Here is a 15,759-nt window from a genome sequence, read left to right as displayed (position 1 = left end):
TAGCGAAAAATGTATCACGGTCATCTGAACAACATCTTAGCTCATTTGAGCCATATGCCAATGATGTTCGATATGATCATTAATCACCGTTTGGATAAAATAATAGCTGTGGTCATGCCCCGCTTGATAGCGTAATGTTAAGGGCTGTTTGGCTTTTGCACAAGCGTCTTGTAGTTTAGAGGTCTGTAGCTGACCTTCTGCTAAGAAGTTATCAGCTGCGCCTTGATCAACCAAAATGCTCGAATACTGCTGACCGACCTTTTCAATCATTTGTGAGGCGTCCGCTTGTGCCCATAGAGACTTATCATCACCGAAGTACTCTGTATAAGCAGCTTGCCCCCATGCAGACTCACTGGCTGCGCATACTGGCGATAAAGCCGATACGCTGACAAACTTACTTGGGAACTTGAACCCTAGCAATAATGCGCCGTGACCACCCATTGAGTGTCCTGTGACACCGATACTGTGAATAGGAAACTCTGAACGTAGTAAGTCATATAGCTCATCGACGATGTAGCTTTGCATGTTGAAGTTGTCTGACCAAGGCGCTTGGGTCGCGTCAACATAATAGCTTGCACCTTGACCGACAAAATAGCGATCGTCGTTTGGTACATCGCTGTCTTCACTACTTCTGGGTGAAGTATCAGGTGCGATAAGTATCATACCAAGCTCACTGCATTTTTGCTGAAAATGCGCTTTATGAGTGACATTATCAGCATTGCATGTCAAACCTGATAGGTACAATATCGCAGGACAACGTCGTCCAGCCAAAGCTTCATCAGGTAGATAAATACTAAACGTCATAGAGGTTTTGGTAGATGTCGACTCGTGACTATAATAATGCTGCTCACCGTTAAAGCAACGATTCACACTTTTTTGAGTAAGCTGTTTATTGGTAGATAAACTATGACTATAGGAATTTTGCATGAGTGATATCCTTTTATTCAAAATAGAACCAATGACGATGTTTAATAAATACTCATCATCTAATAGTAAATCTGATATTGGCATTTATAAAATGCCAAATCATACTTTATATTTATTTAGCTATTCAGCGGCTATCTCTACTTCGTCTACCGATATATTAGTAGCATTGTCAGGTAGAATATTAACCGTTGTAGAAGTAGCATTATTTGTAATACTAGCAACGGATGGGCGCGCCTTATCAAACAATACTTGCTCAAACGCAGGCAATGCTGTCTCCATTAAGCTACCAATCACCATTTGCGGCTCTGATGGCTCAAAGCCCATGGCGCTCTCACGCTCATTGACCCGTATACTGGCATCCTTAAAAGCCGACTCAAAACTGGTGTTTCCTCGAAGGCTTTCAGCAAAAAATGCTTGACCAAAATAGGTCATCTCAGCTGTGTTGGTGCAGCCAAACGATGCTCTGTCAGCGGCTGATGCAGTAATCACTACCGTGGTTGGCGATGCCAACTCGTCAATAAACGAACCTGAGTAGCAGGCAGACACCACAATCACACGCCAGCGAATACCAGATGCGTCTAGCGCGTCACGCAACCATGTAGCATCTAAATTATCCATCGCAAGCGGCGGATTTGCCAACTGGACGATATCCTGGTTACCATGTGAAGACAGCGTCAGAAACAACACATCTTCATCAGCATTCATCTGCTGACCGATTTTCTTTAGACCGCGCAAAATGCTGGTCTTAGTAGCAATTGGCTCATCGAACCAACTATAAGTATTATTAATCAGCGATAGTGAATGCCCGCTGGTACCAAAGCGTACATCAAACAACTCGCGCACCTTGTTAATCTCAGAGCGAAAGACGTTTTGATCAGAAAATCCTGCCACTCCCATAAAGTACCAGTCGGTTTTGCCATCGATACTTGGGTCTATACTATCCAATGCTTGCTGTAATAGGCGTGGCTGCTGATACAGTGCCGCCTCTTCTAGTACAGGCTCTACAGGTATTTGCTTAAAGATTGGCTGGTCAGCGACATTACGCTGCCAGATGGTCAGCAACGCTACCGCGCCAACCAATACAATGATTCGCTCCCACCATGGTATACGCAGACGACGGGAGAAAATCCACAATAGAGCTAGCGTTTGCCATAAGAACAATACTAAAAACAGTACTGGTAAGAACGAATAACTCCAATTTGGCAACCAACCATAGCTACCAAAAAACTGCACCAAGCTCTGTAATAGGGCTGACAATGTATCAGCGACCAACCACAGTACTACTGGTACAAATACCAATGCTTGGTTGCTGGCTCGCCGAGCCAAAATGATACCACCAAGCAAAATAATCATCGGCCAGATCAAATAGCTGACCAATCCTTGCTCATTGAATATGCTGCCACTTTCAGCAGCTAACCATGAAAATAAGACATTACTACCAAGCGCCAATAGTGCAAATACGGCAAACTGTACAAAAGTAGGTTTAACCCAAGAAAAAGCCCGTGTTGAGCCCACCAGCATCCATAAGGTTGCAATAATATTGGCAGCGAAATTGAGCGAAAAACGCTGAAGCGAGACGGTTTTTAACGACGTAAGTGACAAAGACTTAGACCTCTAGCCAGTCGAGAAAAATAAAATGACTCAATGATAATTATCTTAATGTAACAGCCGCGCGGTGCAATCAATTGACGATTTTTTGTACAGCATGCAGACATCGATTTATATTGAATTCACGATGGAGTGATTATAGAAGATGACTAGCATTGCCTAATATTTTAGCTCGCTAATCTATCGCGATTGTAACGGATTGTCGGTTAAGAGGATAAGGCTGATTTGTAAAATTCACTCAAATTTTGCCAAAAATTCAAATAAAAAAGGAGGCCTCTTAAATAAAGCCTCCTTTTTTTACTAATTACTAAACATTATCTCATCAATAGCTCATTGACGCGTTTTAGGTAAGCGGCTGGATCGTCTAGCTGACCGCCATCTGCCAACAATGCTTGATCAAAGATCACCTGTGCCAAATCATCAAACTGATCACTGCTTTCAAGCTTTTTGATGAGTGGATGATCAGGGTTTACTTCTAGCGTTGGCTTACTTGCTGGTACATCCTGACCCATTTGTTGTAGCATCTGAATCATTTGTGGTGATAGCTCACCTTCACCAACGACCAAACAAGCTGGACTATCGACTAGACGAGTAGACACTTTGACGTCTTTAGCACGCTCGCCCAATGCAGCTTTTAGTTTATCAACTACTGGCTTTAGCGTTTCTTGGGCTTTCTCCGCTTCCGCTTTTTCTGCTTCATCTTGCAAGTCGCCTAAATCTACGGCGCCTTTGGCGATGTTTTGCAGCGGTGTCTCATCGAATGAGGTCAAGAAGTTCATTGCCCATTCATCAACACGGCTAGTCATCAAGATAACCTCGATGCCTTTTTTCTTGAATAATTCAAGTTGCGGGCTGTTTTTCGCAGCGGCTAGATTATCAGCGGTGAGGTAGTAGATGGCTTTTTGACCATCTTTCATACGGCCTTTATAATCTTCGAAGCTTGTTACCAAACCGTCTTGGGTGCTGGTGGCATAACGCAATAGCTTAGCAATACGTTCTTGATTGCCTGCGTCTTCGCCTAGACCTTCTTTGATGACATCACCAAACTCTGCATAGAATTGGGCAAACTTCTCTTGCTTCTCATTGTCTTCGCTATTAGCAAGGCTTGCAAGTAAGGTCAAAATACGGCGAGCGTTACCATCACGAATAGATTTTACATCACGTGACTCTTGTAGTAGCTCACGGCTCACGTTCAATGGCAAATCTGCTGAATCGATCACACCTTTCACAAAACGCAAATACATCGGTAGCAATTGCTCAGCTTCGTCCATGATAAAGACGCGCTTCACATATAGCTTTAGACCATGCTGCTGCTCACGAGTGTATAGATCGACTGGCGCTTTTTTAGGGATATATAATAGCTGCGTATACTGTACGCGACCCTCTACACGGTTATGCGTCCAAGTAAGCGGCGCATCCATGTCATAAGAGATATTCTTATAAAAATCGACATACTCATCATCTTCAATTTCAGAGCTAGAGCGAGTCCATAGTGCACTGGCTTTGTTGATTGTTTCCCACTCATCAGTGAGTACCATCTCGCCACTAGCAGGCGTGTCGTCGTTCTCGTCTTCTTTTACATCTTCTTGCCAGATCTCTTTACGCATCTGAATCGGCAAGCTGATATGGTCAGAGTATTTATTGACCAAGCGCTTGATTTTGCTGCGATCTAAGTAACTATCTTCGCCTTCGCTATATTCTTCTTTTAGGTGCAAAGTAATCGCCGTACCGCGCGTGTCTTTGGTAATAGGTTCAACAGTAAAGCTACCAGTACCATCTGATACCCAGCGCACGCCTTTATCCGCAGGCTCACCCGCTTTACGTGATTCAACACTGATGGTATCAGCCACGATAAAACCTGAATAAAAACCAACACCGAACTGACCAATCAATTGACCGTCTTGTTTCTGTGATTCAGACAATTTGTCCAAAAATGCTTTGGTGCCTGATTTAGCAATCGTACCTAAGTTTTCGATTGCATCGGCTTCGTTCATACCAATACCATTGTCGGTAAAGGTAATAGTTTTGGCAGCTTCATCAACAGCGATGCGGATTTTTAATTCGCCATCATCTTCATAAAGGCTATCATCATTTGTGCCTTCAAAACGCAACTTATCACAAGCATCCGACGCATTAGATACCAACTCGCGGACAAAAATATCAGCGTTAGAATATAGTGAATGCGTTACCAAATGCAGTAACTGCGCCACTTCCGCTTCAAACGTATGTTTTTTTAATTCTGGATTCAGACCTTCAGCTTGAGTTGCTTCACTCATAAAAACTCCTTTAAATTCTATGAAAGACCTATTATCAGATAACGATATACTCACTAAAGCCGTTCTCATAATGTTAGAGAACTTACCGTATGCAATACCGTTAAACTGTCTATACTAATAGGGGCATTGAGAAAAAATTCAAGCTCAAAATCTTTATTCAATAAAAAACACCGCGCTTGTTCACCAAGGCGGTGTTCTGGTATCAGTTATTTATTTGCTCAGTCATTTTCTGATATAGCAATCAAAGTGCAAACAACAGCAACTACTCTGAATATGCTTCTATCAATATATCCCAGAGAGTCGTCAGCTTTTTTGAAAATTGAGTATGGGTTTTCATAGTAACCTCTATGTCGATTAACATCGGCTTGTTAGTAATATTATCTTTTTAGTAATATTGTCTTGTTAGCTACTATTAAAACTATTTCTCTATTATTTGTATAATTAATTGATTACAACGTATCATTTCATTTTTCAAAACTATAAGCTGACTGACTCTTAGCCTTTTAACGTGGCATCGGACGAATAGTAAGAATTTGCTCACTACGACCAAAAGGCCCATGTATATCGTGCAATACCGCACTTGTCAATCCGATACCGTCGTCGCCATATTGTTGTACAGCCTCGATACCCAGCCAGCGACCTTTTGGCGAGCGATGCATATGGATTTGCAAATCAGTATTGGGAAACATCCATTCTAACTTAGACAAACCAAGACCCAATCTTGGTACAACACCATTGGCAGTATCGACCATACCTAATAGATGCACCAAATCATCAGTCGGCTCGCCTTCTACCATGTCGAGATCATTGGTAATCCATACCATACCGCGACCAGAACGGCGGTCTTCTGTCGCTACTAGACGTACGCTTTCAATAAAACCGCCCGGCCAGCCTTTCATACCTTCCCAAACTGGCAACTCTTCAGGTTTGTATTCTGCTGGTTGATCTTCAAGTCCGGCAATCTCGCTGGTATTTTGAGTAATTAGTCGCCACGCTCTTGCTATAATGGCGTCACGGCCACGGCTACTCATGACCGCTTCGACCAGCTCAATAGTCTTGCCTGGTCGGATACAGCGAGTAGTGATAGTAAAATCGTCAAGCGGTATTAGCCCCAAGATATCGAGGCTCACACGTGCAATACGGGTGTTAGGCTGCGGCGCAAAGCTATTGATCTCAGCTGTCAGTAGGCCTGTTGCTGGCGCCATGTGCTGCTCATGCTCATTCCAAGCACCTTGAGCATGCTTGGTTGGCTGATAATGCGCCACACTGACACCGTCTTCTTGTAATTCTCGTTTAACAAATTTGTAGTAAGCAGTCATAGCTATCCTATATTTGGTACTTTCATCTGTATTTTTTATTTAGGCTTGTACTTTCTATTAATGAATAAGCTCTTGTTTTCTTAGCGTGAGAATACGGCGAGCCTTTTGTATGAAAAATAATAAACAGACCATGACTACTGCGAGCATCGCGTAGAAAAAGCTTTTTTCTGCCATAAACTTCATGATATTCATAAACAATACGAAAACCACTGCTGCCATCACTAGCATGTTGAGTTTTAGTTGCTTATCGACTTCAGCGAGCGTGGCCTCTGCCAATACAAATCTGGCTTTTGGTTCTTTCATGCGACCTTATCCATATCAATGATGGTTCATACAAATACAAACACGAATATTAGTTACTTACCAACCTGAGTAACAGGTATCCGCAACGCTTTCGGCAAACTAAACGTCACATTTTCTTCAATACCAGATAGCTCACTAGGTAGATCGCCACCCCAGTCTTGCAACTGTTGCAATACTTCTTGGATCAACACTTCGGGCGCGGATGCACCAGCGGTCACGCCTATACTCTGCACACCATCTAACCAACGCTTGTCCATCTCACTGGCATTATCGATTAAATACGCTCGGCAATTCATACGCTCAGCCAGCTCACGCAAGCGATTGGAGTTTGATGAGTTTGGCGAACCAACTACCAAGACTACTTCACAGCGACTGGCCAAATCTTTTACCGCATCTTGGCGGTTCTGTGTGGCATAGCAAATGTCGTCTTTACGAGGGCCTTGGATACTAGGGAATTTTTCACGCAGCGCATCGATAACGCGAGCAGTATCATCCATTGACAAGGTTGTCTGAGTCACAAATGCCAAGCGTTCAGCATCTTGTACAGTCAATGCAGCCACATCACCTTCATCTTCGACCAGATGAATCTGCCCACCATGGCGACGGTTGAAACGCCCCATCGTGCCTTCGACTTCCGGATGTCCTGCATGTCCTATTAACACGGCATCCATGCCATCTTGCGCAAACTTTGCCACTTCGATATGCACTTTAGTTACCAAAGGGCATGTTGCATCAAACACCGTCAAATCACGACGCTCAGCCTCATCTTCAACTGCTTTTGAAACTCCATGAGCGGAGAAAATAACGATGGAGCCATCTGGCACTTCGTGAAGCTCTTCAACAAATACCGCACCACGATTGGCCAAGTCTGACACCACAAACTTATTATGCACAACTTCATGACGGACATAAATAGGCGGCTCGAAACGTGTCAATGCTTCATTAACAATCGCAATTGCACGGTCCACACCAGCACAAAATCCACGGGGATTGGCAAGATAAATTTGCATAAAAAGGCCTATCATTGGATAATTTATAGTTAAAACGTATTTTTGAATTTTTTATTCAAAAGTTGGGGCGAAATCAATGCTCTACTTTAGCATAATTTGCTTTTGTCGCTCTCTAAAATAGCTGTCTACTCATAGCAATATTTTATAGGCAAATCTCAGCATGCTTACGACATATTGCAAAACCAGCTTTAACTTGTATAAAAGCAGTTTATAATAATGCATCTATTATAATTTCTATCGCCATACATGATGGCGTTTTTTATTTTTTCCAGTCTTTGTTTTTGACTGAGGCACTGCTTAACTTTTTATCAACACGCATTTATTACAATACATTTTACGAGTTACTAAGACACCTTCTATTAGGATAAATTGTATGACAGGTTCATTATTCATCGTTACTGCCGCTTCAGGTACTGGCAAGACCTCACTGGTCAAGCAATTGCTTGCGACCACCAATGACTTGACTGTCAGCGTCTCTCATACCACTCGCGCACCACGTCCAGGCGAGATTGATGGTCAGCACTATCATTTCACAGATACCGATAGTTTTACCAATGGTATCAATGCAGGTCTATTTCTAGAGCATGCTGAAGTATTTGGTAACTATTATGGCACGTCAGAGGAAAGTGTTCGTACCCAGCTAGCGGCGGGTATTGACGTTATTTTGGAGATTGACTGGCAAGGGGCGACGCAAATCAGAAATATCTTTCCCGATGCCATTATGGTTTTTATTCTACCACCTAGCATTGCGACATTACGTCAACGTCTCTCAACCCGCGCGCAGGATTCTGTAGAAGTTATAGAGCGCCGTCTAGCTGGCGCGGTCACCGAAATGACACAATATGTGAATGCCGACTATGTAGTGATCAATGATAATTTTGATGTAGCCTTAGCTGAGCTAAAAGCCATCATCGTGGCCGACAGGCAGACACTTGGTCGTCAGCAGCAGCGCTATCATCGTACGATTAGCAACTTGCTAAACGCTCAGGTAGAAGAGTAAACTAAGCACAAGCAGCTAATCTCGTAAGTAGATATAAAAAGCAACTACGCGACTTGGCAAAAAATGCTATAATATTTAGCTATCCCCCTTTATATTTTTGATATTATTTTTATTGAGTGGCGGGCAAGGTCCGTTACTAATAAAAACAACCGAGGTAGCTATTTATGGCACGAGTGACGATTGAAGATTGTTTGGATAATGTTGATAATCGCTTTGAGCTAATTTTGGTCGCAAGCAAACGCGCCCGTCAATTGGCCAAAGGTATTGCCGAGCCGTTGGTTGACGTTGATAACGACAAGCCTACAGTATTGGCATTACGTGAAATTGCCGCTGGCAAAATCACACGCGATATCCTAAATCAGCCAGAGCATAATTTTGCTACTAGCTCATTAGATTTAGCATTGTCAGGCGACCACAGCTTCTAATAAGCTGTTTTGATAAGATGTATTTTATAAAGCCAATAGTTTTTTTATAAAATAAATACACATCTTGATCAACTATAGAGACCACAGCATAGGCTGTGGTTTTTTGGTTGTAATAATAATGCATTGGCTATTTTGGTCACCATTTATCTCCAAAATAGACCACTGAGTGAAATTTTTTCATCGCCTACACGCTTATCAGTTGACATTGAAAGCGATTTGCGATTAATTAGAGAATGGCGTACTCATCCTTAAGTTTTGTATGGTAGGTCATTATTTAGCCTCCATTTGCTTCGGTAAGTGGCCCAATAAGTAGGTCATGGAAAATAGGATCATTATTTTATGAGTCAAACCCTACCCAAACTCAGTCATCACCTCGTCGATGATGCTCAATATAATTTACTACGTTCGGTAGGTTATCTCACTGCTGCTGAGCGCCGTGATATTGTTGATGCTTGTGAGTTCGGAGATATTGCGCACATTAAAGACAAGCGCAAATCAGGGGAACCTTATATCACGCATCCAATCGCTGTCGCTGAGATACTAGCGGGCTTTCGCTTAGATCGAGATACCATCATTGCAGCAATCCTGCATGATACGGTCGAAGACACCGAAGTTAGTGATGAGCAAATCAAGCAGCGTTATGGTGAAACTGTATCAAGATTGGTCGATGGTGTGACCAAGCTAAAGTCCTCTTCACATAACAAGCAGCAGAATAAAGCGGCCACCTTTCATAAAATTTTAACCGCCACTCTCGCTGATCCGCGTGTACTCATTATCAAGCTTGCTGACCGTCTACATAATATGTCTACGCTAGACGCGGTACGTCCTGAGAAGCAACGCACCACAGCTCAAGAAACCTTGGATTTTTATGTGCCATTTGCCCGATTAATGGGTCTGAATGATATTGCTGACTATATCGAAGTATTGTGTTATCGCAATTTAGACTCTGATATGTACAACAAGCTGTCTGATAAACTGTTACAACATGGGCTTGGACGAAACTTTCAAAGAGAGTCGATTCATCGTTATTTGAGTATCGTGCTAAACAACTTGGATCTCAATGGTCTGGTCAAAGTCTTAGACAATCGTGTGGTCATATATCGTCAGTTTTTCCGCAATCGCGGTGAGATTAATGCGCTACTACGTCACTATGCGTTTGAAATCGTCCTCGACAATATCGAAGCCTGCGACAAGCTAGCCTATTATCTAATCAAAAAATATCAGATTGATGATACCCATATTGCGGATAATATTCGTCGTCCGCTGCCAGGTGGTAACCAATCCCTCACCCTCATCTATGAGCGTGATAATGACGTGGTAAAAGTTACTATATTGACTAAGCAAATGCAGAGCGCTGCAAGACTTGGGGTCATCGGCGCAGAGCACGCATCTGATGTCAGTCAGTCGGTTATCCAAGCGTCATTGCGCAACATGAAGGATTTGGTCGATGAAGACAATCTGAATGAAAACAGTCCTGATTTTTCAGCAGCAGTCTCTACTATTAATGAGCTGATGGATTACCTGCACTCTAGTAAAATAATTTGCTACAGTCCTCAAGGGCGTGCTTACGAGCTTCCACAGGGTGCAACGGCGCTAGATTTTGCCTACGCGGTCGGGCCTATGATTGGTAACGTTGCCGTTGGTGCAAATATCGATGGTAAAGCTGCAAAGCTCGGTACCGTGGTAAAAAATGGACAGTCCGTTGAGATAGAAGTGAACAGCCACTCAGAACCAAAAGCTGAGTGGTTGGGATTTGTAGTGACTAACAAAGCCCGTGAAGAGATTTTACGTTGGTTCAAAGATTTATCTGTCGCTGACAAACAACACCATGGCAGGCAAGCATTAGATCGTGCGCTCAGAACGCATCAGAAAAGTTTTGATGATTTGACAGATGCTGATTGGAAAGACCTGACTGAATGGCGCGGTCTGACAGAAAAAGATGCGTTATTTGAACAAATAAGCTCAGGTACGCTACTTCCTCAGCTAGTCGTGACACGTTTATTTAGCGATGAGCTGAGCGATCTACAGGCAAAAGTACATAGCGACGACATGACCCAACCGCAACAGCTGATCGCTAATGCTGCTGGCGTCGAGCTTGATTTTGCCAATTGCTGTCATCCGATATATGGCGATCCTATCGTAGGGCATTTATCGCGTCATGGTTTGGTCGTTCATCGACATAAGTGTTTCTCACTGGACGATATCCGCAAAGACAATCCTTATCAGGTGATCCAATTACGTTGGCGCAATGACAATGCAGTCAAACAAGGCGACATCGGTGAGCACGATCTAAAAAACAGCGGTAAGATTCGTTTTCCTGCTTATTTAAAGCTCTCAATTGCGCTTAGTGACGAGCAAATTAGTGAAGTTATTTATCACTTACGCCAGCTCAATATGGGGGTTGAAACCGTTGATGTTCGCAATACTGATACCATCATTCATATCGTGGTACGTAGTCGCAACCATTTAGCACAGGGTATCCGTGAACTACGCTCGCTGCTAGGTTTCCCTAACATTATACGGTTATATCAATTATAATAAGCTGATTTGCATCACTGATATAGTCGTGATGCAAACAGCTAAAATAGAACTGCTATTCTAGTAGCCATGAATCACTCACATAAAATATAAAAGGGACACCCCATGACTCGTCAAACCATCCAAACTGATAAAGCACCTGCAGCGGTCGGCACTTATTCTCAAGCTGTAAAAGTCGGCAACACTGTTTATATCTCAGGTCAGCTTGGTTTTGATCCTGACACGATGGAACTAAGAGAAGGTTTTAAAGCACAGGCTGAGCAAGTATTTGAAAACATCAAAGCTATCTGTGAAGCAGCTGGTGGTAGTCTAAATGACGTGGTTAAATTCAATGTATCTTTGACTGATTTGAGTGATTTTGCTGTCTTGAACGAAGTGTTTGTCGCCAATCTAAGCGAGCCATATCCTGCCCGCGCTGCCGTCCAAGTAGCTGCTCTACCTAAAGGTGGCGTGGTAGAAATTGAGTCTATTCTTTATATCGAATAAGACAATATTGAATGCTTAGTATTAAGTGCTAATTTTAGCAACAGCCTATAAGTCATATCACAATAAGCTTAGCATCATGCTAAGCTTATTGGTCTCCGTTCTATTATTCTGATCTCATATTCACCTAATAAGACTGCGAAGCCGTTTATGTTGGTACAAGTTGCTCTGCCCGTTCCCCTTTATCGGGTGTTTGACTATAGCTTACCAGCTGATATGCTTGCTTTGCCAGACAGTGCGATACCGCAAATCGGCAGCCGCGTTGAGGTTTCGTTTGGTCGTCAGACTCTGATTGGTATTGTAATTGCTCATATTTCACAAGACGATAGCAGCGTACCTGTCAATAAAATCAAACCTATTAATAAATGTCTAGATGCTGAGCCTATTTTGGACTCGGACATGCTCAAGCTTGCCTATTGGCTGGCGTGCTATTACCACTATCCGCTTGGCGACGTGTTAGCAGTTATCCTGCCAAGCCTTGTCCGTCAAGGCAAACCATTAGACTTGCTGATTACCCATTGGCGCATTTTGCCTCATATCACTGATGATGATTTTCGAGCCAATGCTAAAAAACAAAAGCAGCAGTTCGACATGCTAAAGCTACATGGTCAGCACGGCGCAAGTGAAGATGTATTGCTACTAGAAGGTATGCAACGAGCATTTTTAAAGACGCTAGAAGATAAAGGGTTAGTCGAGCGCTATATTCAGCCAAAACAAGCACCTACTCCAGTCAAACTGGCAAAAATGCCACTTGATCTCAATAATGAGCAGAAAATTGCTGTCGACGCTATTATTGCTGCACACGAATCCGATACTTATACTGGTTTTTTGCTCAACGGCATTACTGGGAGTGGTAAAACCGAAGTCTATCTGCAAGCGATGCAAGCTGTATTAGAGGCTGGCAAACAGGTGTTGATTTTGGTACCAGAGATTGGTCTCACACCGCAAACGCGGGCAAGATTTGCCAGTCGGTTTGCCGCCCATATTGTGCTATTACACTCTGGCATGACTAACACTCATCGCTTACAAGGTTGGCAAGACTGCCGCACGGGTCACGCACAAATCGTGATCGGTACACGTTCGGCTGTGCTATATCCCTTTGCAGATTTAGGCCTGATTGTCGTTGATGAGGCGCATGATGGCTCGTATAAGCAGCAAGACACATTGCGTTATCATGCCGCTGATGTCGCTCTCTATCGAGGTTTGCAGTACAAAATCCCAGTGATACTTGGTACTGCTACACCTTCCCTTGAGCATTTAAAACTGGTCGATGATGGCAAACTAGCAGAATACCAACTGCTTACTCGTCCGGGCAATGCCAAACCTGCAACTATGCAACTGATCGATGCTCGCTTGCAAAGCACCCATCAACAAGCACAAGATGACGGTGCGCGCTATGATACAGGGCTGACGGACGCCATGATCGGGGCGATACGGCAAACGCTAGAGGCCGGTGATCAAGTACTAATATTTTTGAATCGTCGTGGCTATGCGCCTGTTCTCTTATGCGAGGCTTGTGGCTGGCAAGCTGACTGTCCGCGCTGTGACGCGCACCTGACCGTTCACTATAATAGCCAAGCTCAGCGAAACAGTTATTCAAGCAACTCTTATTTGAAATGCCATCATTGCGACTGGCAAGCCTATATCCCTACCGTATGCCCTGATTGTGGTAGTCAAAATTTGGATGCCAAAGGCATGGGAACGACAAGGCTCAGCGAAAATCTACACGCAATCTTTGCTAATCCTCAAACTAGCAAAGAGCTCTATCCGATTATTCAAATAGACCGTGATACCACAAGACGCAAAGACAGCTGGGAAAATATTTACGAGCAAATTAATAAAGGCAACCCGGCCATATTGGTCGGTACACAGATGGTCGCCAAAGGTCATCATTTCCCTAATGTCACGTTGGTTTGCTTACCCAATGCTGATCGCGGATTTTTATCAGCAGACTTTCGCTCACCAGAGCATACCGCACAGCTCATGATTCAGGTGGCAGGCCGTGCTGGTCGAGGTGATAAAGCTGGCCGTGTATTGATTCAAACGTTGCAGCCTGATAACGAGTTATTATTAAAACTGGTCAAAGACGGCTACTTGTCATTTGCACGTGAGTTACTGCAAGAGCGTCAAATGATGGGCTTACCTCCTCATCGACATGCTGCCTTAATACGCTGTGAAGGCAAAACATTGGCAGCCACCACTCAAGCGCTCAAGGATGCTATTGCGCATTTGCCGAATGCTCATAACCTCGCTGTTCTCGGTCCTATTGATGCGCCCATGAGTAAAAAGAACAGCCGCTACCATGCACAGCTTTTGCTATTGGCTAAAGATCGTCGTCAATTGCACCACGTGTTGGGACAGTGGTGGCAGCCAGTGCTTGCCCTACCAAGCGCTAAATACCTTAAGCTTACTTTGGACATTGATCCTGTCGGTTGGTAGTTCTCACTTAGTTCTCAACAAATGGGTGTATATCTTTCTACTCATCTCCTCATCATGTTTACTTCGTCGTTACAGCTTCTCATGCTTGGCTATGTTAAATTTATAACCATAAATGATATGCGGTAAAGGCTCTACGCCTACTCTACCTATAGCAAACATCACTTATTAGTAAACGTCATATCAGTAAATATCATCTATCGAACGCAATTATCAGCGAATTTGAGTATTATTATGAATCCAAATAATCCAAACTCTGACGAGCACAATCATAGCCAACCGCATGATAGTACGAATGTGCCTAAGTACGTTCGCGAAGATGAAGAAAATAACTACACTCAGGAAAACCAAGGCCATCATGATCATGATGAGCATCTAGAGCAAACAACCACAGCACGAGATACCAAAGGCTATCAGCGCACCTTGCTGTTCAGCTTTATTATCATTACTGGTTACATGTTTATCGAAGCCATTGGTGGCTGGCTCACTGGTAGTTTGGCTCTGCTATCTGATGCAGGGCATATGTTAAGCGATGCGATAGCGCTTGGTGCCACTTTAGTCGCATTTAAAATTGGCGAAAAAGCAGCTACCCATCAGAAAACTTTCGGCTACAAGCGCTTTGAGATATTAGTTGCCACGGTAAATGGCGCGACACTTGTCATAATTGCTTTGATGATTTTTTATGAAGCGATTAAACGCTTTAACTCACCACCAGAAATTGCAACCCAAGGCATGCTTATCGTGGCGACTATCGGTATGCTGATCAATATTCTGGTCGCTTGGCTAATGCACCGAGGTAGTCAAGGTGGCGAGTCACACAGCCATAGTCATAATCATGGTACAGATGATGCCCAAATCGCAGAGCAGAAACCTAGTAATGCAGAACCCGTTAACCTCAATATGCAAAGCGCCTATTTGCACGTATTGAGCGATTTATTAGGGTCAGTAGCTGCGATTATCGCTGCACTACTTATGATGGGTTTTGGTTGGGTATGGGCAGATGCAGTGGCATCAGTAATCGTCGCCGTGCTTATTTTAATCAGTGGCTACCGCGTCGTACGTGATTCTGTGCATATATTGATGGAAGGAACGCCTGCCAATATATCGCTAGTCGATGTGGAGCAAAAATTACTCGAAGACTTTAAAGTACAAAAAGTACATGACCTACATGTTTGGAGTATTACTAGTGGACTTAATGCACTCTCTTGTCACGTGGTGGTCAATGGTGAAATGAGTATCCATGAATCAAATATTCTAATTGCCAGTCTAGAACAAAGACTGCTAGAGCTTGGTATTCACCATGCTACTATTCAGGTCGAAAGCTCATCTCATCCGCAGAATATCTCACATAGCGATGCCTTGGTCTGTGATATTTCGGGACAAGTACCTGCTGGCAACAGTCATATTGGTCATAACCATTAACGATACATTTTC

The 15,759-nt window shown here is 43.4% G+C and carries 12 protein-coding genes; 6 read left to right on the top strand and 6 right to left on the bottom strand.

Annotation, left to right across the window (positions count from 1 at the left end; all coding sequences use genetic code 11):
* Positions 1-36: 36 nt before the first annotated feature.
* The 6 genes from fghA to ispH all read right to left on the bottom strand — a co-directional run bounded on the left by fghA (position 37) and on the right by ispH (position 7,443).
* The gene (gene fghA / locus CXF69_RS09520) at positions 37-927 is read right to left on the bottom strand and encodes an S-formylglutathione hydrolase (RefSeq protein ID WP_057761382.1); all 891 of its coding nucleotides are present in this window, start codon (positions 925-927) and stop codon (positions 37-39) included.
* A 120-nt stretch (positions 928-1,047) separates the two neighbouring features.
* Positions 1,048-2,529: a C13 family peptidase gene (locus CXF69_RS09515; RefSeq protein ID WP_102077984.1), complete on the bottom strand. Its 1,482-nt coding sequence runs from the start codon at positions 2,527-2,529 to the stop codon at positions 1,048-1,050.
* A 320-nt stretch (positions 2,530-2,849) separates the two neighbouring features.
* Positions 2,850-4,811: a molecular chaperone HtpG gene (htpG, locus tag CXF69_RS09510; RefSeq protein WP_102077983.1), complete on the bottom strand. Its 1,962-nt coding sequence runs from the start codon at positions 4,809-4,811 to the stop codon at positions 2,850-2,852.
* Between the two features lie 503 nt (positions 4,812-5,314).
* Positions 5,315-6,130: a thioesterase family protein gene (locus CXF69_RS09505; protein WP_102077982.1), complete on the bottom strand. Its 816-nt coding sequence runs from the start codon at positions 6,128-6,130 to the stop codon at positions 5,315-5,317.
* Between the two features lie 57 nt (positions 6,131-6,187).
* A complete protein-coding gene (locus CXF69_RS09500) occupies positions 6,188-6,433 on the bottom strand; it encodes a hypothetical protein (RefSeq protein ID WP_101205790.1) in 246 nt (81 codons plus the stop codon).
* 53 nt (positions 6,434-6,486) lie between these two features.
* Complete coding sequence (ispH, locus tag CXF69_RS09495) at positions 6,487-7,443, bottom strand: 4-hydroxy-3-methylbut-2-enyl diphosphate reductase (RefSeq protein ID WP_057761392.1); 957 nt, start codon at positions 7,441-7,443, stop codon at positions 6,487-6,489.
* 373 nt (positions 7,444-7,816) lie between these two features.
* Between ispH and gmk the strand changes: the two genes are divergently transcribed.
* The 6 genes from gmk to CXF69_RS09465 all read left to right on the top strand — a co-directional run bounded on the left by gmk (position 7,817) and on the right by CXF69_RS09465 (position 15,747).
* A complete protein-coding gene (gene gmk, locus CXF69_RS09490) occupies positions 7,817-8,443 on the top strand; it encodes a guanylate kinase (protein ID WP_101205789.1) in 627 nt (208 codons plus the stop codon).
* Between the two features lie 164 nt (positions 8,444-8,607).
* Positions 8,608-8,868 carry a DNA-directed RNA polymerase subunit omega gene (gene rpoZ / locus CXF69_RS09485; RefSeq protein WP_057761396.1) on the top strand — a complete coding sequence of 87 codons (261 nt, stop codon included), beginning with the start codon at positions 8,608-8,610 and terminating at the stop codon, positions 8,866-8,868.
* A gap of 339 nt (positions 8,869-9,207) precedes the next feature.
* Entirely contained in the window at positions 9,208-11,406 is a 2,199-nt protein-coding gene (locus tag CXF69_RS09480) for a RelA/SpoT family protein (RefSeq protein ID WP_101205788.1), read from the top strand.
* Positions 11,407-11,511: 105 nt separating this feature from the next.
* Entirely contained in the window at positions 11,512-11,892 is a 381-nt protein-coding gene (locus tag CXF69_RS09475) for a RidA family protein (protein ID WP_057761400.1), read from the top strand.
* A 147-nt stretch (positions 11,893-12,039) separates the two neighbouring features.
* Positions 12,040-14,328 (top strand): primosomal protein N', encoded by a 2,289-nt coding sequence (locus CXF69_RS09470; protein WP_101205787.1) that lies wholly within the window; start codon positions 12,040-12,042, stop codon positions 14,326-14,328.
* Positions 14,329-14,559: 231 nt separating this feature from the next.
* Complete coding sequence (locus tag CXF69_RS09465; RefSeq protein WP_101205786.1) at positions 14,560-15,747, top strand: cation diffusion facilitator family transporter; 1,188 nt, start codon at positions 14,560-14,562, stop codon at positions 15,745-15,747.
* Positions 15,748-15,759: the final 12 nt, after the last annotated feature.

It is taken from the genome of Psychrobacter sp. Choline-02u-9 (genome assembly GCF_002836505.1).
GTDB lineage: Bacteria > Pseudomonadota > Gammaproteobacteria > Pseudomonadales > Moraxellaceae > Psychrobacter.
The sequence above is the reverse complement of the archived record's forward strand: the minus strand, read 5'-3'. Positions and strand labels throughout refer to the sequence as shown.